Raw genomic sequence first — 24,656 nt, forward strand, 5'->3', positions numbered from 1 at the left:
ACCGCCGGACGGCTACACCGCGGACGATCTCGACCGCATCCTTCCGCGCCGGTGACGAGGTGCTCGCCGTCGAAGTGGTCTCCCCCGACTCGGAGGAGCGCGACCGCAAGCGCGAGCCACAGCTCTACGCGGAGGCCGGCATCCCGCACTTCTGGCGGGTCGGGTCGAGAAGGGGACGGGACGCCGCCCGGACGGACCCACGCGCCGGACGGGGTGGGGCCCGGCCCGGCGGTGGCGCGCCCATCCGTCAACCTCCTTGCCGTTGTTCACTCGTGAGAGCGGCGGAACGGACATTTCCGGTGAGCCGCCCGACGGAACGTGATCACGATGGCGACATGGACGATCTGGACAGCGTGAACGGCATCGACGACGAACCGTTCCCCGAGTGGCTGCGGCCCCCGTACCGCGGCTTCACGGTCGACGACCTCTTCCGCCTGCCCGAACTCCCGTCCCACACCCAGCTCGTCGACGGCGGCCTCGTCTTCCGCGCCCGGCAGAGCGCGTACCACTCCCTGACCAATGCGCTCCTGGCGGACGGACTGCGCCGCACCTGTCCCGCGTCGCTGCGGGTGCGGCGGGAGATGATCGTCGTCCTGGGGCCGGGGCAGGCGCCGGAACCGGACGTGCTGGTGGCCCGGGCGGAAGCCGTCACGGGCCTGGAGACCAACCGCTACGCGGCCCGGGACGTCGTCCTGGTCGTGGAGACGGTCGCCCCCGACTCGGCGATCCGCGACCGCGAGCGCAAACCGCAGCTCTACGCGCGGGCGGGCATCCCGCACTTCTGGCGGGTGGAGGAGGGGGCGCGCCGCCGCCCGGTCGTCCACGTCCACGAACTCGACCCGGCCACCGGCGCGTACACGGAGACGGGCGTCCACCGGGACCGGCTGACCCTCGCGGTCCCGTTCGCCGTCGACATCGACCTCACCGCGATCGACCGGATGTGAGGCCGTCGCACGGCCGCGGGCGGGAGCCCCGGCCCGGTGCGGCGGACGGAACGGCGGGCACGACCGCGCGTCACACCAGGCGGCGCGCGGTCGCCCAGCGGGTGAGCTCGTGGCGGTTGGAGAGCTGGAGCTTGCGCAGCACCGCCGAGACGTGGCTCTCGACCGTCTTCACCGAGATGAACAGCTGCTTGGCGATCTCCTTGTAGGCGTAGCCGCGCGCGATCAGGCGCAGCACCTCGCGCTCGCGCTGGGTGAGGCGGTCCAGGTCCTCGTCCACCGGCGGGGCGTCGGTGGAGGCGAAGGCGTCCAGGACGAAGCCCGCCAGGCGGGGGGAGAACACCGCGTCGCCCTCGGCGACGCGGAAGACCGCGTCGATCAGGTCGGCGCCGGTGATCGTCTTGGTGACGTAGCCGCGGGCGCCGCCGCGGATGACGCCGATGACGTCCTCGGCCGCGTCCGAGACGGACAGGGCCAGGAAGCGCACCGGGTGCTCGGGGTCGGACATCAGCGCGGCGCTGCGCCGCAGCACCTCCACCCCGCCGCCGCCGGGCAGGTGGACGTCCAGCAGGACGACGTCGGGCCGGGTGGCCGCGATGACGGAGACCGCCTGGTCCACGTCGGCGGCCTCGCCGACGACCTCGACCCCGGTCTCCGCGGTGTTCCCGATCTCCGCCTGGACGCCCGTGCGGAACATCCGGTGGTCGTCGACCAGGACCACCCGGGCCCGGCGTTGTTCGTCGCTCATGCTTCCGCCCTCTCCGTCTCCAACTCCACCACCGTGCCGCCGTCCGGCGCGGCGCGCAGGACGGCCGTGCCCCCGTTGCGCCGCATCCGGCCGATGATGGACTCCCTCACGCCCATCCGGTCGGCGGGCACCGAGTCCAGGTCGAAGCCGGGGCCGTGGTCCCGTACGGAGACGAAGACCGTACGGCCCTCGACCTCCGCGAAGACCTGCACCGGGCCGCCCTCGCCACCGTACTTGGCGGCGTTGACCATCGCCTCCCGCGCGGCCTGGAGCTGCGCTCCCAGTCTCTCGTCCAGCGGGCAGTCGCCGACGCACACCACCTCCACCGGCACCCCGTGGTGGTCCTCCACCTCGGCCGCCGCCTTCCGCACGGCCTCGGCCAGGGTGTCCGGCTCCTCCTCCTCGTCCTTGCCCGTGCCCGTCGGCCTGTAGAGCCAGGCCCGCAGCTCGCGCTCCTGGGCGCGGGCGAGGCGGGCCACCTCGCGCGGGTTGTCGGCGTTGCGCTGGATCAGGGTGAGGGTGTGGAGGACGGAGTCGTGGACGTGCGCGGCCACCTCGGCGCGCTCCTGGGCGCGGATGCGCATCAGCCGCTCCTCCGACAGGTCCTGCACCAGGCGGACCAGGTACGGGCCGGCCAGCAGCGCGATGCCGACCAGGACGGCCAGCGACGCCTGGAGGACCGTGCCCAGGTGCGGCCCCAGGCCCTGGGTGACGGCGAAACCGGTGATCCCCAGGCCGACCAGCAGCGCCCCTGCCGCGCTGCGCGCGATGGGCAGCAGCCGCCTGCGGCGGCTGATCTCCGCCCAGCGGGCGCGGCGGGAGTCGTCCGCCTGCCGCCAGACGACGACGACGCCGACGCCGGCGACGAGCAGGGGCCACACATAGGCGTTGGCCGCGCCGAACTGGAGGTTGACGCCGAGCACCACCACCGCCCCGCACAGGGCCAGCAGGGCGAGGACCTGGCCCTTGTCGGGTCTGCCGACGCTCCGCCGCCTCCCCTCGGGACCGGTCTTGGCGGTGGCCTCCACCCCGCTCGTGCCCAGCGGCACCACGAACCAGAAGGCGGCGTACAGCAGGCTGCCCAGGCCGTTGGCCATGAACAGGGCGATGAAGGCGATCCGCACCCAGGAGACGGGCACCCCCAGATGCCCGGCCAGTCCGCGCGCGACACCGCCGAGCAGCCGCCCCTCGGCGCTGCGGTAGAGCCTTCGCAACGGCGGGGACTCGACGGCAGGGGGAGGAGCGGCGGTGGTCATGCTCCGATCGTCACACGGACGCACCGCCGGGAACATCAGGGACGGCCCCTGATCCGCCCCCGAGAACTCAGGGACGCCTCCGGGTCGCCCCCCGATGTCCGCCGGGTCACCGGCGCGTCACCATGGACCCCATGAGAGACGCCCAGCCGCCCGTCGGCGAGTCCGCGCAGGAGCCGGAGGTCGGAGCACGGCTCGTCCGCAGCCGCCGGCACAAGGTCGTCGCCGGGGTGTGCGGCGGTCTGGGCCGCCACTACGACCTCGACCCGGTGATCTTCCGGGTGCCGCTGGTCGTGCTGTCGGTCGTCGGCGGCCTCGGCCTGTTCCTCTACGGCTTCGCCTGGCTGCTCGTCCCGCTGGAGGGCGAGGACGAGAACGAGGGGCGGCGGCTGCTGTCGGGCCGGGTGGAGGGCACCGGGCTGAGCGCCGTGCTGTGCGCGCTCGTCGGCTGCGGACTCTTCCTCACCTCGCTCGGGCGCGACAACGGCGGCACGCAGACGTTCTCCCTGATGCTCGTCGGGGCCCTGGTCGGTGCCGCCCACTGGTCGCGGCAGCGGCGCCGCGCGACGGCCGGCGAGGCCGAGGGCAGGCCGGTGGACCCGGTGACGGCCCAGGTCGTCGCCGACGCGCCCCCCGAGACGAAGGCCCCGCCCGCCCCGGCCGGGCCGTCGTGGTGGCGCGAGCCGCTGACCAAGGACGGGCAGGACGGCAGGCCGTACGACACCGGCTACCTGTGGGGGCCGGAGGACATGTCGTCCGCCCCCGCCCCCCGGGGGGCGGGGCGGGAGGACGGGCCGGGGGCCCGGCCGTCCGCCGCGCCGCGCGGGCGGACCTCCATCGGCGGCCTGGTCTTCCTCCTCGCGACGGTCGCCGCCGTGGTCGGCACGGCCGTGGCCTGGCCCACGCAGCCGCTGGGCCCCGCGCTGGCCGTCGGCCTCGGCTGCGCGCTGGGCGTCTTCGGGCTGGGCACGGCCGTCGGCGTCTTCCACGGACGGGTGGGCGGCGGCACGGTCACCGCGATCGTGTGCACCGGTGCGCTGCTGGCCGGCGCCCTGGCGCTGCCGAGGGACATCACCACCGAGTGGGCCGACGCCCACTGGCGCCCGGCCGCGGTCGACGGGATCGACAGGCGGTACGACGTGGGCACCGGCTCGGCCACGCTCGACCTGTCCGAGGTGGAGTTCGAGGAGGGACGCACCGTCCGCACGACCGTGGACGTGGGCGCCGGCGAGGCGCGGGTCGTCGTGCCCGACGACGTCGAGGTCGAGGTGGCCGTCGAGGTGGGGGTCGGCGGCTACCAGCTCCACCAGCGGCCCGGCACCGGCGCGGAGCGGAGCACGGGGCACGGCGGCGGCATCGGCCTGAGCGACCGGCGGACCCTGCCCCCGGCGGGCGGCGGCGCCCCCGACGGCACCCTGGAACTGCGGCTGCACGTCGGCGTGGGGCAGGCCACGGTCGTGCGGCACCCGGGGGAGGGACGCTGAGGCGCCGCGCCTCCGAGCCGGCCCGACTGCCGCCGGGCATCGCCCCGGCGCACGTCACGCACCTCGCCCGGCGCACGCCCCGAGGGGCGTGCGCCGGCGGTCAGGGGTGGAGGCCCGACGCGGTGCGCTGGGCGGCGAGGCGGACGGGGGCGTTGGGGGCGCCGTACCCGCCGTACCCGCCGGTGCGCTGGACGATCTCGAAGAACACCCGGCCGACGGTCGCCGTGTAGCAGTGGAAGAACTCGCCCGCCTCGTCGCGGTCGTAGAGGATGCCCGACTCGCGGAGCGTGGCGAGGAGTTCGGGGTCGAGCGCGTGGCGGGACGCGAGGTCGTCGTGGTAGTTGGCGGGGATGGGCAGCAGGGCCGCCCCGGCGTTCCGGGCGGCGCGCACGGTGGCGACGATGTCGTCCGTGGCCAGGGCGATGTGCTGGGGGCGCTCCTCCAGGTCGCCCGGCGCGGGGGCGACGTTGAGGGCGAGGCGCAGTCCGGATCCGGGGCGGTGGACGGCCCGGCTGCGGAACAGGCCGTAGGGGTCGGGCACGTCGAGGCTCGGGTCGGTCTCCAGGCCGAGCACGCTCCGGTAGAAGAGGGACGCCTCGTCGAAGTGGTGCCAGGGCTGGGTGAGCGCGATGTGGTCGATCCCGGTCACCCCGGTCGGCGACGCGGCGGGGGCGGGCGCGGTGAGGGGACGGAAGTCGGTCCGCCAGTCCGGATGGTCGTCGTGGCCGGTGCGGCAGAAGAACAGCGCGGTGCCGTCGGGGGCGGCCACGGCGTCCAGGGGCACGTCGTCGGCGGCCCGCCGGCGCGGCAGGACGGGCGAGGCCAGGGCCTCGGCGCGCCGCACGGACGCGGCCGGGTCGGGCGTCTCCAGGCCGATCGCGGCGAGGGCGGGGCCCTCCCGGCGGTCGGCGCCGGAGGTGTTGAGCAGGACGCGGGCGTCCCCCTGCTCCCACAGCTCCACGGGCTTGTGCGCGTGGCGGCCGGTGCGGGCGAAGCCCAGCGCGCCGAGCAGGGCGCGCAGGGGCCCGGTGTCGTGGGCGGACAGCTCGGCGAAGGCGAAGCCGGTGGGGGCCGGGGGAGTGGGGAGGACGGCGAGACCGGCGTCCTCCTCCAGGGCGATCAGCGAGCGCATGGCGTCGACGGCGGTGCGCGCGGCGTCGGCCTGGCGGAAGACGTCGTTGAACACCTCCAGGGAGAGCGGACCGGTGTAGCCGGCGCGGACGGCGTGGCGCACCAGGGCGGCGACGTCGAAGCTCCCCTGGCCGGGGAAGCACCGGTAGTGGCGGCTCCACTGGAGGACGTCCATCCCCAGCGCGGGGGCGTCGGCGAGCTGGAGGAAGAAGATCTTCTCGCCCGGAATCCGCTCGATGCCGGCGGGGTCGGAGCCGCGCGAGAAGATGTGGAAGCTGTCCAGGCAGGTGCCGAGGGCGGGGTGGTCCGCCCGCTCCACCACGCGCCAGGCGTGGTCGTAGGTGTGGACGCGGCGTCCCCAGGCGAGCGCCTCGTAGGCGATGCGGACGCCGTGGTCCTGGGCGCGTTCGGCGAGCCGGCGGAGCTGGTCGGCGGTGACGGCGTCGTCCTCGGGGGCGTCGGGGGAGACGCTGGAGCACACCAGCATCAGGTCGACGCCCAGGCGCCGCATCAGCGCGAACTTGTGCTCGGCGCGGCGCAGGGTGTCCTCGAACGCTCGGGGGGAGACGGTCTCGACGTCGCGGAAGGGCTGGAACAGGTCGATGGTCAGGCCCAGTTCGGCGACGCGGTCGCGGATCTCCTCGGGGCTCAGGGGGCTGCCGGTCAGGTCGGGCTCGAAGATCTCCAGGCCGTCGAAGCCGGCCGCCGCGGCGGCGTCGATCTTCTCCGAGAGGGAGCCGCTGAGGCAGACCGTGGCGATGGACTTGCGCATGGGGGTGCTCCTCAGCGGACGGGGGCGGCGGCGAGGTCGGCGAAGTCGCGGAGCATGTCCTCCACGTGGGGCTCGCGGCCGGTGAACAGGCGGAAGGCGTCGACGGCCTGGAAGACGGCCATCCCTCCCCCGTCCAGGGTGCGGCAGCCCGCGGCGTCGGCGGCGCGCAGCAGCTCCGTCTCCAGGGGGCGGTAGACGACCTCGGCCACCCACAGGTGCGGGCCCAGGAGGGAGGCGGGCAGGGGGAGGCCGGGGTGGGCGGCCATGCCGGTGGGGGTGGCGTGCACCAGCCCGTCGGCGTCCGGCAGCAGGGCGGGCAGGTCGCGCGGGGGCGCGGCGGCGGCGCGACCGGTCCCGAAGTGGGCGGTGAGGGAGTCGGCGAGGGCGCCGGCGCGGGAGGGGTCGGTGTCGACGACGGTGAGCCGGTCGGTGCCCAGGGTGAGCAGGGCGTGGGCCACGGCGGCCCCGGCCCCGCCGGCGCCGAGCTGGACGACGGAGCCGGTGGCCGCGCCGGGCAGGCCGCGGGCGAAGGACTGGGCGAAGCCGGTGACGTCGGTGTTGTGGCCGATCGCCCGGCCGTCGCGGAAGACGACGGTGTTGACGGCGCCCAGGGTGGCGGCCTCGGGCGCGAGCTCGTCCAGGTGCTCGATCACGAGCTGCTTGCAGGGGTGGGTGATGTTGAGGCCGTCGAATCCGAGCGTCCTGGCGGCCCGGACCAGCTCGCCCACCGCGGCGGGGGCGACGCCCAGCACGTCGATGTCCAGGGTGCGGTAGAGCAGGCGCAGTCCGTGGCGGTCGGCCTCGCGCTCGTGGAGCGCGGGGCTGAGGGAGGGGCCGATGCCGGCGCCGATCAGGCCCGTGAGGTAGGAGGTCATGGTCACCGGTCTCCGTCTCCGTGTCCGTCTGCGTGTCCGTCTGCGTCGAGCAGGTGGGCGAGGTGGGTCAGCGCGAGGACGTATCCGTGGACCCCGGCGCCGCACACCACCGCGTCGGCGACCGCGGAGACGTGGGAGTGGTGCCGGAAGGGCTCGCGCCGGTGGATGTTGGTGAGGTGGACCTCGACGACGGGGAGTCCGACCGCCGCGAGGGCGTCCCGCAGGGCGATCGAGGTGTGGGAGTACGCCGCCGGGTTGATCACGATGCCGCGGTGCGCCGTACGGGCCTCGTGCACCGCGTCGATCAGGACGCCCTCGTGGTTGGACTGGCGCACGTCGGCCGCGAGTCCCAGGGTGTGGGCGGTGGTGCGGCAGAGGCGCTCGACGTCGGCGAGGGTGTGGGGGCCGTAGAGGTGGGGCTCGCGGGTGCCGAGCAGGTCGAGGTTCGGCCCGTTGAGGACCAGCACGGGGCGGGGCGGTGCGGGGCGGGGAGGTGTCATGGTGGCGCCAGATTAACGTACGAACTGGTTAGTTAACCAGGGTGGAGGTGCCCCGGAGGGCACCTCCACCGAAGGGGAGGGGTCAGCCGACGGTGGTCGGGACCGGCCGTTCGGCGGGGGCCCGGTCGGTCCGCTCGGCGCCGAGGTCGACGGTCGGGGTCCGGAAGGTCTCCTTCGCGGTCAGCGCCGCCGCGGAGGCGACGAGGCAGAAGACCGCGGTGAAGACGGCGACGCCGAGCCAGTTCTCGCCGTCCGGCCCGGCGATCCGCTCGGCGAAGGAGACGGCGAAGCCCGCCACCGCGAAGCCGATCTGGGTGCCGACGGCCATGCCGGAGAGGCGGACCCGGGTGCCGAACATCTCCCCGTAGAACGCGGGCCAGATGCCGTTGGCCGCGCTGTAGACGACGCCGAAGAAGAGGATGCCGGTCACGAGGACGAGGGCGGCGCTGCCGGTGGAGACGGCCCAGAGGTAGACGAAGACCATCACACCGGACCCGAGGCTGCCGATCAGGAAGACGGGTTTGCGGCCGATCCGGTCCGACAGCCGCGCCCACAGCGGGATGGCCCCGAGCGCCACCACGTTGGCCGCGACGCCGGACCACAGCATGGCCGTCTTGCTCAGCCCCACGGCGTCGCTGGTGGCGTAGGACAGCGCCCACACCGTGAAGATCGTGGAGACCGTGGCGATGAGGGCCGCGGCCACCACCCGCAGCACGTCGGCCCAGTGGTGCCGCAGCAGGTCGGCCAGGGGCAGCCGGGCCACGCCCTCGGTGGCCGAGGTCCGCTCGAACACGGGCGTCTCGTCCAGCTTGCGCCGGAGCACCAGGCCCACCACGGTGACGAAGAAGCTGAGGAGGAACGGGATGCGCCAGCCCCAGGTGTGGAGCTGCTCCTCGGGCAGGGCGGCGACCGGGATGAAGACCAGCGTGGCGAGGATCTGGCCGGCCTGCGTGCCGCTGAGGGTGAAGCTCGTGTAGTAGCCCCGCCGGTGCTCGGGCGCGTGCTCCAGGGTCATGGAGTTGGCGCTCGCCTGCTCGCCGGCCGCCGACAGGCCCTGCAGGACGCGCATCAGCACCAGCAGCACCGGGGCCGCCGTGCCCACCTGCGCGTAGGTGGGCAGACAGCCGATCAGGAACGTGGAGAGCCCCATCAGGATCAGGGTGAAGACCATGATCTTCCGCCGGCCCAGGCGGTCGCCGAAGTGCCCGAGGACCAGGGCGCCCAGCGGGCGGGCGGCGTAGGCCACGCCGAAGCTGGCCAGCGAGATCAGCGTGGCGGTGGCCGGGTCGTCCGGGGAGAAGAAGACGTGGGGGAAGACCAGCGCGGCGGCCGATCCGTAGATGAAGAAGTCGTAGTACTCCAGCGCGCTCCCCGCCCAGGCGGCGATGGCGGCCTTGCGGGGCTTCCCCCCGGAGGCGGGTGGGTGCGTCGGAGGCTGGGGCGGCCGAGCGGACATGCGGCTCCTTGGGGACGGGGCCCGCCGGCGGATGTGCGGGGGCACGCCGGACGGACGGGGAAAGGGTACGTAGGGGCAAGGGGCGCCATCGGGACGGGATCGCCGTCCGCTGGTAACGAACCAGATGGTTAATTAGCGTGGAAGGATCGTGAAACGGCCACGGGTGTGTGTCAAGAGATCCGGAGGAAACTCCTCGGACGACTTCGCGGCGCGACGTCTCGGACGGCGTCTCGGGCGGTGTCTCGGGCGACGTCGCGGCGCGACGGACCGGTGACGGACGCGTGACGGCGGACGGGGCGCCCGGCGCCGTCCGCGCGTCCCGCCGGGGCTCAGCCCCGCCCGGCGTCCTGCCCGGCGGTCCTACCGGCGTCCCGTCCGGCGCCCTTCCCGGTCAGATAGGCGATCACCATGTCGCCCAGCATGGTGCGGTACTCCTCCCGCCGGTCCTCGGCGGTGAGGTCGCGCCCGAACAGCGCGCCGAAGGTGTGCCGGTTCGCCACCCGGAAGAAGCAGAACGAGCTGATCAGCGCGTGGAGGTCCACGGCGTCCACGTCCGCGGTGAAGACCCCCTGGGCCCGGCCCTCGTCCAGGATGCGGCCGATGACCTCGATCGCCGGGGAGCTCAGCTCGGCCAGCGCGGCGGAGGCGCGGATGTGCTCCGCCTCGTGGATGTTCTCGATGCTGACCAGCCGGATGAAGTCCGGGTGCGCCTCGTGGTGGTCGAAGGTCAGCTCGGCCAGGCGCCGGATGGCGGACACCGGGTCCAGGTGCCCCACGTCCAGCCGCTGCTCCTGCTCCCGGATGACCGCGTAGGCCCGCTCCAGCACCTCGGTGAAGAGCCGTTCCTTGCTGCCGAAGTAGTAATAGATCATCCGCTTGGTGGTGCGGGTGCGCGCCGCGATCTCGTCGATCCGCGCCCCCGTGTACCCCAGCCGCGCGAACTCCGCCGTCGCCACGTCGAGGATGTCGGCCCGGGTGCGCGCCGCGTCGCGCTGCCGCCGGGCGGATCCGGCCGGCGAGGGGACGGAAGGCATGGGGACTCCTCGGTGCGGGGCTGACGTCGGCAGTCTAGAACCCCCTCCCCGGCCCCCTCGCGGCCCCGCCCCGCCGGAGCTCACCCGGACGAGCCCCGGAAGGAACCGCGGACCGTGTGCTCGCCGTCCGCCGCCGTGCCGGTCGCGGTGTAGGCGTCGCGTCCGACGTCGCGCGCGCCGGCCGCGTGGTCGTACTGGACCGCGAAGACGTGCTCCCCGGGCGGGACGGTCCGCCCCTCCTTCAGGGTCCAGCGGTAGACCAGCGCGTCGTCCGTCTCGCGCGTGGCGACGGTGAAGTGGGACGCGGGCAGGGTCCTCCAGTGGCCGGTGCTCCGCACCCCGCCGGTCCGGGCGATCCGCACCTCGACGGTGAGCGCGGTGAGGGTCTCGCGGGTGCCGAGGGTGAGGTTGCTCTGCGCCCAGTAGTCGTGGCTGTGGGGGTCGACGGAGCCCTCGGCCCACAGCGGCCCGCTCGCCACGCGCTCCCCGCCGGTGGACGGGCCGCCGCCCGGCGCGTCCGCGGACGGGTCCGGCGGCGGAGGGAGCGGGGCGGTGGCCACCTCCTCGGCCGGTCCGCCCTCCCGCACCAGGGAGGTGACGGTGTGGACGCCGGCGAGGAGCAGCGCGGTCGCCACGAGCGCGGCGAGGGCGATCCGGGGCCGGGACCGGGACAGGCCGGACGCCCACGGGCGACCGCGGCCTCGCTCCGCCCCGGCGGCCATGCCGTGCCGCACCCGCGCGTACATCCGTGCGCCGTCCGGCCGGTGGGCCTCGGCGGCCTCCCGCAGCAGTCCGTGCAGGCGGTCGTCCATCAGCGCCTCCTCCCCGTCAGTTCGTCGGCGGCCCGTGTGCCCAGCAATCGACGCAGCTCCGCCACGCCCTTGGAGGTCTGACTCTTGACCGTACCCACCGACACGCCCAGGGCGAGCGCCGTGTCCTTCTCGGACAGGTCGAAGGCGTAGCGCAGCACGACGCAGGCGCGCTTGCGGAAGGGCAGACGGGCCAGGGCCGCCCGGACGTCCACGACGGCCGCGACGTCCGGGTCGTGGACCCGGTCGGGCCGGTGGAGCCGGAACAGGTCGAGGCGGCGTCTCTCGCGCACCGTGCTGCGGATGCGGGCGCGGGCCATGTTGGCGACGACGCCGCGGGCGTAGGCGACCGGATGGTCGGCGCCGCGCACCCGGTCCCAGCGGTGCCAGATCTCCACCAGGGCGTCGGCGGCCAGGTCGTCGGCGGCGTCCGTCTCGCCCGTCAACAGGTGGGCGAGCCGGGCGAGTTCGGTGTGGTGGCGCTCGAAGAACTCGTGGAACTCGGCGGACGCGTCGTCCAGGACCATGGCGAGCCTCCGTGTGAAGTGCGCGTGCCCGACGAGGGCGATGGGCATGGTAACCGCTTGCGCAACGTTGTTGCGTAAGCGGTCGGACGACGCCCCGAGGACCCGCGGCGCCAGGAATTCCGCGAGGAATTCCCCGACCGGCGGCAACCTTCCGCGCGGCGGCGGCAACCAAGGGGCGCACGTACACCCCCACGAAAGACGAGACCGTCCATGAAATTGAGAACCCATCAGCGCGGCAGCCACCGGAGGCGGTCGACCCGCCGGCGCGCCATCGGCGCGCTGGTCGCCACCGCCGTGACGGGGGCGACGGTCGCCACCGGCGCCGTGCTGACGTCGTCGGCGGGCGCGGCCGTCACGTGGCCCACCGCCAAGGGGACCGAGGCCGTCTCCTCCACCATCGAGGTCTCGGGCACCTACGACGGCGGCATGAAGCGGTTCCACGGCAGCGGCGAACTGGGCGGCGACGGCCAGGACGAGGGCCAGGACCCGATCTTCAAGCTCGAGGACGGCGCCGTCCTGAAGAACGTCGTCCTCGGCGCCCCCGCCGCCGACGGCGTGCACTGCGCGGGCAGTTGCACCCTGCAGAACGTGTGGTGGGAGGACGTCGGCGAGGACGCCGCCACCTTCAAGGGCACCTCCTCCTCCGCGACGTACACCGTCACCGGCGGCGGCGCCCGCAAGGCCGACGACAAGGTCTTCCAGTTCAACGGCGCGGGCACCCTGAAGGTCTCGAACTTCGACGTGTCCGACTTCGGCAAGCTGGTGCGCGCCTGCGGCAACTGCTCGAAGCAGTACACGCGTCACGTCGTCGTCGAGGGCGTGACGGTCACCGCGCCGGGCAAGTCCCTGGTCGGCGTCAACGGCAACTACGGCGACACCGCCACGCTGCGGAAGGTCACGATCGTCGGCGACCCCAAGAAGAGGATCACGCCGTGCGAGACCTACAAGGGCAACAGCAGCGGCAAGGAGCCGACCAAGGTCGGCAGCGGCCCGGACGGCAAGCACTGCCTCTACTCCGAGTCCGACATCACCTACAAGTGACCCACCGGTCGACCCACGAGTGACGCACGAGTCGAGTCGTCGTCGGCGTCCCCGGGCGTCGGCGACGGGTGTCCCCCGCACCCGATCCCGCCGGGCCTCCGGATCCCCCACCGGAGGCCCGGCCTCGTCGACCGGAGCCCCGGTCGGGGCTAGTCGGAGAAGTCGGAGAACCCGTCGCCGCGGCGGCGCCGGGCCGCCGCGGACGCGTCCAGCGAGAACGTCGGCGCCCCCGCCAGGAGCAGCGGGGTCCAGGCCATCAGATAGGCCAGGTCCTGGCTGTAGTAGTACGGCCCGACGTTCCAACTGATCGTCAGCCAGAGGGAGAGCGAGATCAGCGCCCCGCCGAGCGCCGCCAGGCGCGTCCACAGTCCGACCAGGGCGCCCAGGCCGACGGCCGCCTCGCCCAGCGAGACGGCGTAGCCGAAGACCACGGGGTCGCTCGACGCCAGGTCGATCAGCCACGGCGCGGCGGCCCCCTGGATGCTGCCGAGCAACTCGCCGAGGGAACCCGGCCCCTCGGCGGCGATGAAGCCCTCGGTGGTGAGCTTGTCGATCCCGGCGTAGAGGAAGGTGACGCCGAGGAACAGCCGCAGCGGCAGCAGCGCGTGGCGCGCGGCCCTCTCGCGCGGGCCGTCGGGCGGACCGTCCGGCTCCGCGGTCCCGGCCCACGACGGTCCGCGGTCCCTCGCACGATGTTCCGGAGCCATCCGTCCCCACCTCTTTCCGCGCGTGCCCGGTCTCGGAGCGGGATTCTTCCCGTTCCTCCGCCCGGTGTCCCTGTGAACGTCCCTGTGAACGTCCCTGTGAACGCAGTACGAGGAGGAGGCGGGGAGCGTTCAGCCGGCGGTCAGTCCAGGACGTCGATGGAGTAGCGGTTGGTCTCGACGCCCGCCGCGGTGATCACCTGCACCTCGACCCGGCCGGGCTCGACGTCCACCGGCACGGGGACGGTGAGCACGGTGTCGGTCGGGTTGGCGAACCCGCCGGGGACCGGGACCAGCGGCACGTGGACGTGGACGGCTCCCATGCGGACCGTCGTCCGCGCCAGCCGGTCCGGTTCCTCCGCGCCCGGCGGCACGAAGCCGGAACCGCGGATCTCGATGTCGTCGCCGGTGCGGATCGGCGCGTCCAGGTCGCCGACCTCGCGGGAGCGGACGATCGACAGGATGACGGGACGGCCGCCCTCGGCGTACTTCCCGGCCAGGTACGTCAGGGCCGAGACCACCACCAGCAGCGTCAACCCCCACGGCAGGTCCGGCAGTTGGTCGGGGCGGCGGCCCAGCCGCACCGCCGCGAAGACCAGCGCGACCGAGCTCACCAGCACGTACTGCACGTCCGCGAAGGCGCCGCGGCCGCTGTCGTCGGTGAGCAGGTCGGCGGCGCGCGGCCGGTCGGCGCGCACCTTCTGCAGCCGCTGCGCCCGCACCCGCAGCGCCACGGTCCGCCGTACGACGACGGCCACCGCGCAGGTGAGGGCGAGGACGGTCAGCAGCCCGGCGCCGCGCTGGAGGTCCAGGCCCGCGAGCAGCCGGCGCCGGGCGTCCGCGTCGGAGGCCAGTGCCGACTCCAGGGCGAGCACCAGCACGGCGTAGCAGACCAGCAGCACCCAGGCGGCGGCGACCGTACGGGAGGTGGACAGCCGGTTGTCCTCGCCGACGATCGGCGCCGACACGCCGCCGCGCGCTCGGTGCGTCCGGGCCGCCGCGCTCAGCAGACAGGCGGCGATCAGCGCGGCGAGCAGCCCGGCCGTCCGCGCGACCGTCCAGCCCGCGCCGAACGCCGCGGTGAGCGCCTGGCCGATCAGCAGCACGACGACCGCGCCCCAGACGGCGACGACGGTGGGCCGCCACAGCCCGCCCACCCAGAGGTCGCCCTCGGCGCGGGTGCGCTCGGCGAGGACGCGCGCCGCCTGGGCCAGTTCGTCGGAGACCCACTGGCGGGACGCGCCGGGGGAGTGGGCGAGCGCGGCGGGCACGCCGTCGCCCGCCGCGAGTTCGTCGCGCCGCCGCCGGAACTCGGCGAGCGCGCGGCGCCGGTTCTCCTTCACGCCGTGCGGGCAGCCGGCGCAGGCGCACCCTCCGCCGTGCCCGGTCGCCGCGGCCTCCCGCGGCGCTCCGGCCGGCCCCGCGGGACCGCCCGCCGGCGGCGTTCCCGCCGTACCGTCCCGTGCCGTGTCCCCGGCCACCGATCGACCCACCTCTCCCCGGCTCTCCCCGAGCCGCCAACACACCGGCAGTGGGAGGGAATTGTGCCCTACGGGGAGGGGGTCCGGGCGGCGGTTCCGACCGGTGGGAACCGATCCCCGGTGGTGGTGCGGCGGGTGCCGCCGCGTGTCCGTTACCCGGACGAGTGAACCGCGACGGCCGTCCCGCGGGAGGGCGCGGGCCCGCGTCAGTCGTCCTCGGCCGGGGCGTCCCGCGTGAGCAGGGCGGCGGACCACAGGGGCAGCAGCCAGTGCGTCGCCAGCAGGACGACGACCGTCCCGGTCAGGGTCCGGACGGAGACCTGTCCGTCTCCGTCGCCATGGGCGAGGAACACCCAGAGCAGCGCGGCGAGTTGGAGCGCGAGGAAGGTCCGGTGCGCGAGGACGAAGGCCCGCCCGCGCTCGGCGAGCTGCCGCTCGTCCAGCACTCGGGCGCGCAGTTCCAGCAGTCCTCGGGTGGCGAGGTTGAGCATTCCGGTGACCACGCACCACGCCGCGGTCACCACGGCCAGCACGGCGAGCGCGGGCAGACCGTGGTCGGACAGGGACAGCAGGGCCGTCAGCCAGGCGGCCGTCAGGGCGACGTGGACGGCGACGAGACCGCGGCGCCGCGCCCGGGTGGCGTGGACGCCCTGGTGGCGCGGGTCGTTCATCAGCCTCAGCATGCGCTGGTCGTAGCGCGTCGTGTCCTTCATGCTCGCTTCCTCCCGTAGACCTCGTCGGTGAGCGGGCTGAACGGCTCCAGCGAGAACAGCGCCTCCACCGGCAGGTCGAAGAAGGCGGCGATCCGCAAGGCCAGGTACAGGCTCGGGTTGTACTCGCCGCGCTCGATGTAGCCGATGGTCTGGTAGTGGGCGCCGACCGCCTCCGCCAGTTGTCGACGGGAGACCTTCCGCTCCGCACGCACCACGGACAACCTGTTGTGCACCTGCTCGCTCATGTATAAGAAGTACTACATCTCAGAGCATGTGGACAACAAGACGAGGGGAAGAGGGAGGAAGGAGACGGACCCCTGCCCACCGGGGCCGGACGCGTGCCCGACTACGCTCGCGTCCCATGGAGGTACTCACCCATTTCTTCGTCGGCCTGCACATCGTCGGCATCGGCGCCCTGCTCGGCGGCTTCATGACCCAGATGAAGGCGATGGGCGCCGGCGAGGCCCGCATCCACCCGGCCATGCTGCACGGCGCCCTCACCATGCTCGTGACGGGTGTGGCCCTGGTCGGGTTGAACGAGGCCGACGGCCAGACGGTCAACCACATCAAGATAGGTGTGAAGCTGGCCGTCCTGGTGGTGATCCTCGGCCTGGTCTACGTCAAGCGGGACGAGGAGAGGGTCCCCGCCCCGCTCTTCGGCACCGTCGGCCTGCTGACCATCGCCAACATCTTCATCGCGACCATGTGGACCTGATCCCGGTCGTCGGTCCCGGTCGTCCCGGACGGGTGCGGGCGCCGGCCCGGCGCCCGTCCGCACTCCCGCCGCCCACACCCTCCACCCGCCCTCTCCGCCCGGCCGCCGTGGATCAGGCCGGGCGGACCGCGCTGGGGAACGGCATGTGGTCGACGGACTCGTAGCGCACCCGAGCGCCCGGCTCGGGCGCGTGGCGGGCGGAAGGTCGTCCTACGGGCTTCGTCATCGGTCCGTTGTCAACCGGTTCGGACGCGTCACGTCGGGAAGCCGGCGACCACCGCGGCCGCCGCCGGGGCCCGGGCGCCGGCCGGGTCAGTCGCGGGAGCGGCCGGGCCGGCGGAAGGGGTGGCGCACCACGACCGTCCCCGCCTTGGAGCTGCCGGTGATCCGCAGCACCGGCATACCGGGCGCGGGCGGGGCGGAGGCCCGGTTCCGCACGGTGCCGAACCCGACGCTCAGGTCGTGGGTCCGCACCGACCAGCCCCGCGGCACGACGACCCTGATCTCGCCCACCCCCGCGTCGACCTCCAGCCACACCTCGCGGTGCCGGCACTCGGCCTGCGTGAAGTCGAGCCTGATGTGCCCCATGCCGCTCCTGGCGACGATCCGCGGCGGCACCACCCAGTGGCCGTCCTGCCGGATGTGCCCGGCGATCGTCTTGAGGACGAGCGTCTCCTCCGGCCCCGCCGACGGGGCCGGCGCGTCCGGGGCGGGCAGGTCCGCGGTCAGGGCCGCCAGCTCGCCGTACGTCTTGGCGGTGAGGGCCTTCTCGATCCGCTCCTCCAGCTCCTCCAGGTCGATCCGGCCGTCGCCGGCCGCCTCGCGCAGCCGCTCGACCACCGCGTCGCGGTCGGCGTGACCGGCTCGCAGCTCGGAACCGGGGCGGGGGCGGGGGGCGGGGGCATCGGTCATGGCGGTCATCCTATGAGCGGGCCGCCCCTCGGGGGACCGGGCGGCCTAGACTCGTACGACGATGAGCAGCCTCTTCGACGACAGTTTCCTGGCCGACCTCGAACCCTCCGGGGACGAGGAGCCGCCGCCTCCGCCGGACGACCGGTCCGCGTACCCGGAGGAAGACGTCCCGGACGACCTCTTCGCGGGCGCCTTCGCCGGCGGTGGGGCACACGACGCCCACTACCGGGACGGCGCGGCACGGCCCGTCGTCGACCCCGCGACGCTGCTGGAGGGCCTGAACGAGCAGCAGCGCGCGGCGGTGGTGCACACCGGCTCGCCCCTGCTGATCGTCGCGGGCGCCGGGTCCGGCAAGACCCGGGTGCTCACCCACCGCATCGCCTACCTGCTGGGCGCGCGCGGCGTGCACCCCGGGCAGATCCTCGCGATCACCTTCACCAACAAGGCCGCGGGCGAGATGAAGGAGCGCGTGGCGGAGCTGGTCGGCCCCCGCGCGCAGTCGATGTGGGTCTCGACCTTCCACAGCGCGTGCGTGCGCATCCTGCGCCGCGAGAGCAAGAAGCTCGGCTTCACCTCCAGCTTCTCCATCTACGACGCCGCCGACTCCCGGCGCCTGATGGCGCTCGTCTGCCGCGACCTGGAACTCGACCCCAAGCGCTTCCCGCCCAAGTCGTTCAGCGCCAAGATCTCCAACCTGAAGAACGAGCTGATCGACGAGGAGGACTTCGCGGCGCAGGCGAGCGACGGGTTCGAGAAGACCCTCGCCGAGGCGTACGCGATGTACCAGGCGCGGCTGCGCGAGGCCAACGCCCTGGACTTCGACGACCTCATCATGACGACGGTCCACCTGCTCCAGGCGTTCCCGGACGTCGCCGAGCACTACCGCCGCCGCTTCCGCCACGTCCTGGTCGACGAGTACCAGGACACCAACCACGCGCAGTACACCCTGATCAGGGAACTGGTCGGAGTGGACGGGGAGGCCGGGGGCGCGGCCGGCGACGGGCGCGCCGAGCTGTGCGTGGTGGGCGACGCCGACCAGTCGATCTACGCGTTCCGCGGCGCCACCATCCGCAACATCCTCCAGTTCGAGGAGGACTACCCGGACGCCACCACCGTCCTGCTGGAGCAGAACTACCGCTCCACGCAGACCATCCTCTCCGCCGCCAACGCCGTCATCGAGCGGAACGAGAACCGCCGCCCGAAGAACCTGTGGACCGACGCCGGGGCCGGCGCCCCCATCACCGGCTACGTCGCCGACACCGAGCACGACGAGGCGCAGTTCGTCGCCGAGGAGATCGACCGGCTGACGGACGAGGGGACGGCGAAGGCGGGCGACGTCGCGGTCTTCTACCGCACCAACGCGCAGTCCCGCGTCTTCGAGGAGGTCTTCATCCGCGTCGGGCTGCCGTACCGGGTCGTGGGTGGCGTGCGCTTCTACGAGCGCAAGGAGGTCCGCGACGTCCTGGCGTACCTGCGGGTGCTGGCCAACCCCGAGGACTCCGTGCCGCTGCGCCGCATCCTCAACGTGCCCAAGCGCGGCATCGGCGAGCGGGCCGAGGCGATGATCGAGGCGTTGGCGCTGCGCGAGAAGATCACCTTCCCGCAGGCGCTGCGCCGGGTCGACGAGGCGTACGGCATGGCGGCCCGCTCGGTGAACGCCGTCAAGCGCTTCAACGCGCTGCTGGAGGACCTGCGGACGGTCGTGGAGTCCGGCGCCGGACCGGCCACCGTCCTGGAGGCCGTCCTCGAACGCACCGGCTACCTCGCCGAGTTGCAGGCTTCCAACGACCCGCAGGACGAGACCCGCGTGGAGAACCTCCAGGAACTGGCCGCCGTGGCGCTGGAGTTCGAGCAGGAGCGCGGGGAGAACCCGGGCACGCTCGCCGAGTTCCTGGAGCAGGTCGCCCTCGTCGCCGACTCCGACCAGATCCCCGACGAGGACACCGAGGGCGCGGGCGTCGTCACGCTGATGACGCTGCACACGGCCAAGGGCCTGGAGTTCCCGGTCGTCTTCCTGACCGGGATGGAGGACGGCGTCTTCCCGCACCTGCGGACCCTGGGCAACACCAAGGAGCTGGAGGAGGAGCGGCGGCTGGCGTACGTCGGCATCACCCGGGCGCGCGAGCGGCTCTACCTCACCCGCGCGTCGATGCGCAGCGCCTGGGGCCAGCCCTCCTACAACCCGCCCTCCCGCTTCCTGGAGGAGATCCCGGAGCAGTACGTGCGGTGGCGGCGCACGGGAGGGACGGCCGGTGCCGCGGCCGGCGGCGCCGCGTCGGCGACGGCCGCCTCTCTGTCGTCGTCGCTGTCGTCGTCCCTGTCGTCGTCGCGGCGCGGCGGGCCGAGCGGCTTCGCCACCCGCCGGGCGAAGGACCGTCCCGTCGTGTCCCTGGAGGTCGGGGACCGCGTCACGCACGACACCTTCGGACTCGGCAGGGTCCTGGCCGTGAAGGGCAGCGGGGACAGCGCCGAGGCGACGATCGACTTCGGCGACGAGAAGCCGAAGCGGCTGCTGCTGCGGTACGCGCCGGTGGAGAAGATCTGAGGCACCGACGGCGACGAGGTCCGGAACCCGAAGGTCCGGACCTCGTTCCGTGGTCTCCTCGCGGTGCCCGCGGAGCCCGACCGGTCGGCTCGGGCGCGGATCAGGTGGGGATCAGGTGGGGTCCAGGCCCTTGGAGCGGAGCCAGGCCAGCGGGTCGATGGCCGACCCGCCGCCGGGCCGGACCTCGAAGTGCAGGTGCGGGCCGGTGGAGTTCCCGGAGTTGCCCGAGTAGGCGATGACGTCGCCGGCCTTGACGGAGCCCGTGCGGATCCGGGTGCTGCTCAGGTGGCAGTACCAGGTCTCGGTGCCGTCGGGCGCGGTCACGATGGCCATGTTGCCGTAGGCGCTGTTCCACTGGGTGCGGACCGTGCCGTCGGTCGCGGCCATGACGGGGGTGCCGTAGGAGACGGGGAAGTCGATGCCCGAGTGCAGGGACATCCAGTTGATGCCCGCCTGTCCGTAGTAGGCGCTGAGCCCGGGCTGGGACACCGGCAGCGCGAACTTGGGGCGCATCGCCTCCTTGCGCGCCGCCTCGGCCGCCTTCCGCTTGCGCTCGGCCTCCTGGCGCTCCTTGAGGTCGATGCGCTCCTGGGTGCGGCTGGCGCGGTCGGCGAAGCCCTCGGCCTCGCTGGAGAGACCGGCGAGCTGGGTGTCGAGCTTGCTGTTGGCCGCGGTGGACTTGATGGCCGAGGCGTCGGCGGCGGCCTGGGTGGTGGTGTTGTCGCTCTCGTCGCCCACGCCGCCGACGGAGGCGGCGGCCACGGCCGTGACGCCCATGACGCAGACGGACGGCACGGCGACGGTGAGCAGCGCGGAACGCTTCGGCCGGGCGGAGCGGCGGCGGCGAGAGCCGCCCGGGCGCGCGGACGGTCCGGGACGCGAGCTCTCCGGGGACCCGGTCGACCGCCGGTCCTCCGGCTCGTCGGACCACTCCGAGGAGGCGGGCTCGGGGCCGTCGGCGTGCTCCGGGGCGTACGCGTCGGCGTACGCGTCGGCGGCGTCGGGCACGTCCGGGACGTCGGACGGGACGTCGGACACGTCCGGGACGTCGGGCGCTCCGTAGGCGGAGGCGGGCTCGGGGTGGTCGGAGTGCTCGAGGTGCGCCTCGGGCTCCGCCACGGGGTAGGCCCCGGAGTCCCAGGAGACCTGGAGGCCGTAGGCGGGGGTCTGGCCGGTGTCCGTGTCCCACTGGCCGCCGGCGTAGGGGTCCGTGCCGTAGGCGCCCGCGCCGCCGTGGTCGTTCTCGTCCGGGGAGGCCGTGGACCGGTCCGGGACGTGGGCCCAGGCGGCGGCGTAGCCGTCGTGGACGACGGGGTTCTGCCCGGTGTCGCTCCCCCAGGACCCGTCCGGGGACATCCCCGGTGCGGCCTGCGCGGGGGAGGCCGCCGGCGCGTCGCCCGGCAACGGCCCGAAGAGGGGATCGGCGTCACCGTAGGCGGTTCCGTAGGGGTCGAAGGTGCCGGTGACGTATCCGTACGCGGTGTCCTGCTGACCGTGGGTCTCGTAGAGGGCCTGCTCGTAGGGGGAGCCGTAGGGACCGTACGAGGAGTCGGCAGTGGGATCGGCGGGGGTCGAGACTCCCGACAGATGACGGTCGTTCACCACCAACTTCTCTTTCGCCTCGGCGACAGGGGCGGAGCAGTGCGGCGACTGTACCCGGCGGTACGCGACGGCGACAATCTTCGGCAGGTTTCGGGCAAGGCAGAAACGGGCATTCGGTCGTCTTTCGGAGGACTACGGGCCGGTACTCGACCCGATGTTCGAAAGTCGTTCGACCGTAGGCCGTCGCCGGTGTCGGCCGCCGTCCGTCAGGCGGCTCCGGCCGAGTCCCCGTCCGTCCGCGCCGTCCGGGCCGGGCGCGTCCCGGCGGCCAGTTCGGCCCGGATGGCGGCGGCCACCTCCCAGTGCCCGGGGAGCGCCAGATGTCCGAGGCCGTGGACCCGGATGTTGCAGGCGTCGAGGTCCGGATGGTCGATCCGGGCGGTCTCGGCCGGGTCCATGAGCTGGTCCAGGTCGCTCCAGAAGGCCACGAAGCGGGTGCGGCAGCCCGGCGCGGGAGCGGCCAACTCCTCGATCACCTCCGACCCCGGACGGAGTTGACGCACGATCGGATGCGCCGACATCAGCGGCGCCACCCGGGTGCCGGAGTGCGGGGTGCCGAGGGTCACCAGGGTGCGGACGCGGGTGTCGCCCCCCATGCGCTGGACGTAGTAGCGGGCGATCAGACCGCCCAGGCTGTGCCCGACGATGTCGATGCGGTGCCGGCCGGTGGCCTCGCGGATCTCGTCGACGCACTCCGCCAGCCGTTCGGCGGCGCGGCGGATGTCGCAGGTCAGCGGGGAGTAGTTCAGCGCGTGGATGTTCCGCCAGCCGTTGCGCGCCAGGGAGCGGCGCAGCAGGGTGAACACCGAGCGGTTGTCGATGAAGCCGTGCAGCAGCAGGACGGGCGGGCGCTCCTGCCGCCTCCGCCCGCCGCCGTCCGACGGCTTCCGGCAGTCCGTCCCCTCCCTCTCCCGCGTCACGGGCGCGGGCGTGTACCGCTCCTGCGAGATGCCGACGGGGTAGAGGAGGGTGCGCCCGGCCAGGAACGCGGCCTCCAGGACGGCGGCCCGCAGTCCGCGCGGGGCGAAGGGGATCAGCGACAGCGGCAGGGCACCGGGAAAGGCGCCGGATGCGAAGGGCAGCATCCTCGTTACCCTCATGGCCGACGACCTCCCCTGGCGATTAGCGGCGCACAGTGGACATATCAGTCCGTGTGCCCTCGTGGGCGGCCATGATGCGAGCCGCGCACCGATCGCTCCGGCCACGGCGGGTGACCGGAGAGAACGGGACGTGCCGGGGCGTACCGCACCACCGTGCCGTGCGGCTGACGGCACCGTGGTGCGGCGATTCGGTTGCGGCTCCTCGATGGGCCGGGACACGCGCCGGGCGCGTCGCGATGCCTGGACGTGACGCTCGATGGAGCGGACCCGACGGGAACGGACACAATTGCCCTGTGTGTGATTTCCCCCTCGCTCCGTACTGCGAAACTGCCGGGCGGGGGATGCTGACGATAACGTGCGTTCACTGACAGTCGCCCGCCGGGAAGGCCGGACGGGCGGACCGGGTCGCAGGCGTTTTGGGAGGCAGTGATGGGTGTGTCGGGTCCGATCCGCGTAGTGATCGCCAAGCCGGGGCTCGACGGCCACGACCGCGGTGCGAAGGTGATCGCGCGGGCGCTGCGCGATGCCGGTATGGAGGTCATCTACACCGGCCTGCACCAGACGCCCGAGCAGATCGTGGACACCGCGATCCAGGAGGACGCCGACGCGATCGGCCTGTCCATCCTCTCCGGCGCGCACAACACGCTCTTCGCCAAGGTGCTGGAGCTGCTGCGCGAGCGCGACGCGGAGGACATCAAGGTCTTCGGCGGCGGCATCATCCCCGACGACGACATCCCCGCGCTCAAGGCGCAGGGAGTCGCCGAGATCTTCACCCCGGGGGCCCCGACCGGCGACGTGGTCGCGTGGGTGCGCTCTCACATCGGTTCGGGTTCGGTGGCGGCCTGAGGCACGGGCGGAACACCGCCCCGCCCCGGGTCGTCCCGCCCCGGATCGAGTTCCGCGAGCATCGTGGCGCGGAGGCGGAGCGTGGCCACCAGCCGCTGGAACGCCTCCGCCCAGTAGCCGCCCGCACCCGGTGAGCCGTCCTCCGGCTCGTCCGGCACGGCGGCCAGCGGGGCGAGACGGTCGGCCTGGGCCGGGTCCAGGCAGCGCTCGGCCAGGCCCATCACCCCGCTGAAGCTCCACGGATAGCTGCCCGCGTCCCGGGCGATCTCCAGCGCGTCCACCACCGCGCGCCCCAGGGGCTCGGCCCAGGGGACCGTGCACACCCCCAACACCCGGAACGCCTCGGACAGACCGTGGGCCGCGATGAACTCCGCCGCCCACTCCGCCCGTTCCTCCGGGGGCAGCACGGCCAGCAGCTTCGCCGGATCGCCGGGGGCCGCCGTCATCGGAGCGGACGGCTTGCCCAGCAGGGCCCGCGCCCACACCGCGTTCCGCTGGCGCACGGCCGCCCGCGCCCAGGCGGCGTGCAGGTCGGGAGCCCAGTCGTCGGCCACCGGAAGGGCCACGATCCGGGCGGGCGTACGGCCCCCCAGATGCTCCGACCAGCCGTCGAGCGGCGCGGCCTCCACCACCTGGGTCAGCCACCACGACCGCTCGCCGCGGCCGGCGGGCGGCTTGGGCACCACACCGTCGCGCTGCATGCCCGCGTCGCACTCGTACGGCGCCTCCACCACCAACCGGCCGGACCGGCTGGTGCGGTCCAGGGCGACGCAGGCACGGGCCCGGACCGCCATCCGCGCCGCGAGCGCGGAGCCGGGCAGCGCCGACAGCAGCTCGGCCGCGGTGGCCCGCACCGTGCGACTGCGGTCGGTCAGCGCCTGCTCCAGGAACGCCTCGTCGTCCGCCGACAGGCCCTCGCGCAGCGAGTCGAGGAACATCAGCCGGTCCTCGGCCCGCTCCGTCGACCAGGTGCCCGCCAGCAGCTCGCGGGCCGCCGCCGGGTCGCGGCGCCGCAGCGACACCAGCAGCGCGGACCGCTCGGCGAACAGGCCCTCCTCCCACAGCCGCCGGACGGCGGCCTCGTCGGGAACCGCGCCGTCCGCCGCGCCCGTGGGCGGCTCGCCGCCGTGCCCCGTCCGGCCCCGCAGGGCGAACTTCCAGTCCGGGTTGAGCCGGGCCAGCCACAGCGCCCGGGGCCCGCCCAGCCGCAGGGCGCCCGCGCGCAGGTCGGTGCGGGCGCGGGCCGCGTCCAGCAGGGCCGGCAGCTGCTCGGCCGGGGCGCGGTAGCCGTGGGCGTTGGCGGCGGCCAGCCACTGGGGAAGCAGCTCGGCGAGGTCGGGCGTGGTGCCCCGACGCCCACCGCCCGCGCCGGGACGGTCGGTGAGCAGCAGCGCCAGCCGGCGGGCCGCCGCCGGCGGCAGGGGCGGGCGCGGGTCCTCCGCGGCGGGCTCCGGCCGCGGCGCCGCG

Annotated in this window: 23 protein-coding genes and 1 pseudogene; 7 read left to right on the forward strand and 17 right to left on the reverse strand. The window is 74.0% G+C overall.

Annotated elements, in window-relative coordinates; all coding sequences use genetic code 11:
- Positions 1-47 precede the first annotated feature (47 nt).
- Together ABD335_RS30855 and ABD335_RS19675 are read left to right on the forward strand one after the other, a co-directional pair.
- A pseudogene (locus ABD335_RS30855) lies at positions 48-161 on the forward strand (Uma2 family endonuclease); the annotation flags it as partial.
- Between the two features lie 174 nt (positions 162-335).
- Positions 336-944 carry a Uma2 family endonuclease gene (locus ABD335_RS19675; protein WP_344325685.1) on the forward strand — a complete coding sequence of 203 codons (609 nt, stop codon included), beginning with the start codon at positions 336-338 and terminating at the stop codon, positions 942-944.
- Between the two features lie 70 nt (positions 945-1,014).
- On the opposite strand, the gene ABD335_RS19680 is transcribed toward ABD335_RS19675, so the two are convergent.
- Complete coding sequence (locus ABD335_RS19680; RefSeq protein ID WP_344325055.1) at positions 1,015-1,689, reverse strand: LuxR C-terminal-related transcriptional regulator; 675 nt, start codon at positions 1,687-1,689, stop codon at positions 1,015-1,017.
- The gene (locus tag ABD335_RS19685) at positions 1,686-2,945 is read right to left on the reverse strand and encodes a PspC domain-containing protein (protein ID WP_344325058.1); all 1,260 of its coding nucleotides are present in this window, start codon (positions 2,943-2,945) and stop codon (positions 1,686-1,688) included. Before ABD335_RS19685 ends, ABD335_RS19680 begins: the two co-directional genes overlap by 4 nt.
- A gap of 131 nt (positions 2,946-3,076) precedes the next feature.
- On the opposite strand from ABD335_RS19685, the gene ABD335_RS19690 reads away from it, so the two are divergent.
- Positions 3,077-4,426, forward strand: coding sequence for a PspC domain-containing protein (locus ABD335_RS19690; RefSeq protein WP_344325061.1), 1,350 nt, complete (start codon positions 3,077-3,079; stop codon positions 4,424-4,426).
- 100 nt (positions 4,427-4,526) lie between these two features.
- Here ABD335_RS19690 and ABD335_RS19695 read toward each other — a convergent pair whose 3' ends face one another.
- From ABD335_RS19695 to ABD335_RS19725, 7 genes are all read right to left on the reverse strand, one after another.
- The gene (locus tag ABD335_RS19695) at positions 4,527-6,329 is read right to left on the reverse strand and encodes a bifunctional sugar phosphate isomerase/epimerase/4-hydroxyphenylpyruvate dioxygenase family protein (RefSeq protein ID WP_344325064.1); all 1,803 of its coding nucleotides are present in this window, start codon (positions 6,327-6,329) and stop codon (positions 4,527-4,529) included.
- Positions 6,330-6,340: 11 nt separating this feature from the next.
- Positions 6,341-7,204 carry a shikimate dehydrogenase gene (locus ABD335_RS19700; RefSeq protein ID WP_425583680.1) on the reverse strand — a complete coding sequence of 288 codons (864 nt, stop codon included), beginning with the start codon at positions 7,202-7,204 and terminating at the stop codon, positions 6,341-6,343.
- Between the two features lie 2 nt (positions 7,205-7,206).
- A complete protein-coding gene (aroQ, locus tag ABD335_RS19705) occupies positions 7,207-7,704 on the reverse strand; it encodes a type II 3-dehydroquinate dehydratase (protein ID WP_344325070.1) in 498 nt (165 codons plus the stop codon).
- Positions 7,705-7,786: 82 nt separating this feature from the next.
- Complete coding sequence (locus ABD335_RS19710; protein ID WP_344325073.1) at positions 7,787-9,160, reverse strand: MFS transporter; 1,374 nt, start codon at positions 9,158-9,160, stop codon at positions 7,787-7,789.
- Between the two features lie 329 nt (positions 9,161-9,489).
- A complete protein-coding gene (locus tag ABD335_RS19715) occupies positions 9,490-10,194 on the reverse strand; it encodes a TetR/AcrR family transcriptional regulator (RefSeq protein WP_344325076.1) in 705 nt (234 codons plus the stop codon).
- 80 nt (positions 10,195-10,274) lie between these two features.
- On the reverse strand, positions 10,275-11,006 hold the full coding sequence (locus ABD335_RS19720) for a hypothetical protein (protein WP_344325079.1): 732 nt from the start codon (positions 11,004-11,006) through the stop codon (positions 10,275-10,277).
- Positions 11,006-11,530, reverse strand: coding sequence for a SigE family RNA polymerase sigma factor (locus tag ABD335_RS19725; RefSeq protein WP_344325688.1), 525 nt, complete (start codon positions 11,528-11,530; stop codon positions 11,006-11,008). Before ABD335_RS19725 ends, ABD335_RS19720 begins: the two co-directional genes overlap by 1 nt.
- Positions 11,531-11,740: 210 nt before the next feature.
- Here ABD335_RS19725 and ABD335_RS19730 point away from each other — a divergent pair, with 210 nt between their 5' ends.
- A complete protein-coding gene (locus tag ABD335_RS19730; RefSeq protein WP_344325083.1) occupies positions 11,741-12,571 on the forward strand; it encodes a pectate lyase in 831 nt (276 codons plus the stop codon).
- 149 nt (positions 12,572-12,720) lie between these two features.
- On the opposite strand, the gene ABD335_RS19735 is transcribed toward ABD335_RS19730, so the two are convergent.
- The 4 genes from ABD335_RS19735 to ABD335_RS19750 form a co-directional block, all read right to left on the reverse strand.
- Complete coding sequence (locus ABD335_RS19735; RefSeq protein ID WP_344325086.1) at positions 12,721-13,278, reverse strand: DoxX family protein; 558 nt, start codon at positions 13,276-13,278, stop codon at positions 12,721-12,723.
- Between the two features lie 140 nt (positions 13,279-13,418).
- The gene (locus tag ABD335_RS19740) at positions 13,419-14,756 is read right to left on the reverse strand and encodes a hypothetical protein (protein WP_425583681.1); all 1,338 of its coding nucleotides are present in this window, start codon (positions 14,754-14,756) and stop codon (positions 13,419-13,421) included.
- Between the two features lie 206 nt (positions 14,757-14,962).
- Entirely contained in the window at positions 14,963-15,469 is a 507-nt protein-coding gene (locus tag ABD335_RS19745; protein ID WP_344325092.1) for a hypothetical protein, read from the reverse strand.
- Positions 15,466-15,714: a helix-turn-helix transcriptional regulator gene (locus ABD335_RS19750; protein WP_344325095.1), complete on the reverse strand. Its 249-nt coding sequence runs from the start codon at positions 15,712-15,714 to the stop codon at positions 15,466-15,468. The genes ABD335_RS19745 and ABD335_RS19750 overlap by 4 nt, the downstream gene beginning before the upstream one ends.
- A gap of 116 nt (positions 15,715-15,830) precedes the next feature.
- Here ABD335_RS19750 and ABD335_RS19755 point away from each other — a divergent pair, with 116 nt between their 5' ends.
- Positions 15,831-16,184: a hypothetical protein gene (locus ABD335_RS19755; protein WP_344325098.1), complete on the forward strand. Its 354-nt coding sequence runs from the start codon at positions 15,831-15,833 to the stop codon at positions 16,182-16,184.
- A 312-nt stretch (positions 16,185-16,496) separates the two neighbouring features.
- Here ABD335_RS19755 and ABD335_RS19760 read toward each other — a convergent pair whose 3' ends face one another.
- Positions 16,497-17,096 (reverse strand): DUF1707 SHOCT-like domain-containing protein, encoded by a 600-nt coding sequence (locus tag ABD335_RS19760; protein ID WP_344325101.1) that lies wholly within the window; start codon positions 17,094-17,096, stop codon positions 16,497-16,499.
- Between the two features lie 61 nt (positions 17,097-17,157).
- Here ABD335_RS19760 and pcrA point away from each other — a divergent pair, with 61 nt between their 5' ends.
- A complete protein-coding gene (gene pcrA, locus ABD335_RS19765) occupies positions 17,158-19,641 on the forward strand; it encodes a DNA helicase PcrA (protein WP_344325104.1) in 2,484 nt (827 codons plus the stop codon).
- Between the two features lie 111 nt (positions 19,642-19,752).
- On the opposite strand, the gene ABD335_RS19770 is transcribed toward pcrA, so the two are convergent.
- A complete protein-coding gene (locus tag ABD335_RS19770; RefSeq protein WP_344325107.1) occupies positions 19,753-21,243 on the reverse strand; it encodes a M23 family metallopeptidase in 1,491 nt (496 codons plus the stop codon).
- 206 nt (positions 21,244-21,449) lie between these two features.
- Positions 21,450-22,343: an esterase/lipase family protein gene (locus tag ABD335_RS19775; RefSeq protein ID WP_425583682.1), complete on the reverse strand. Its 894-nt coding sequence runs from the start codon at positions 22,341-22,343 to the stop codon at positions 21,450-21,452.
- Positions 22,344-22,772: 429 nt separating this feature from the next.
- Between ABD335_RS19775 and icmB the strand changes: the two genes are divergently transcribed.
- Positions 22,773-23,189 carry a coenzyme B12-dependent isobutyryl CoA mutase small subunit gene (icmB, locus tag ABD335_RS19780; protein ID WP_344325113.1) on the forward strand — a complete coding sequence of 139 codons (417 nt, stop codon included), beginning with the start codon at positions 22,773-22,775 and terminating at the stop codon, positions 23,187-23,189.
- Here the strand turns inward: icmB and ABD335_RS19785 are convergent.
- On the reverse strand, positions 23,159-24,656 hold a 1,498-nt coding region (locus ABD335_RS19785), incomplete at its 5' end, for a DUF5691 domain-containing protein (RefSeq protein WP_344325115.1). The genes icmB and ABD335_RS19785 overlap by 31 nt on opposite strands.

It is taken from the genome of Streptomyces macrosporus, from assembly GCF_039533145.1.
GTDB classification, from domain to species: domain Bacteria; phylum Actinomycetota; class Actinomycetes; order Streptomycetales; family Streptomycetaceae; genus Streptomyces; species Streptomyces macrosporus.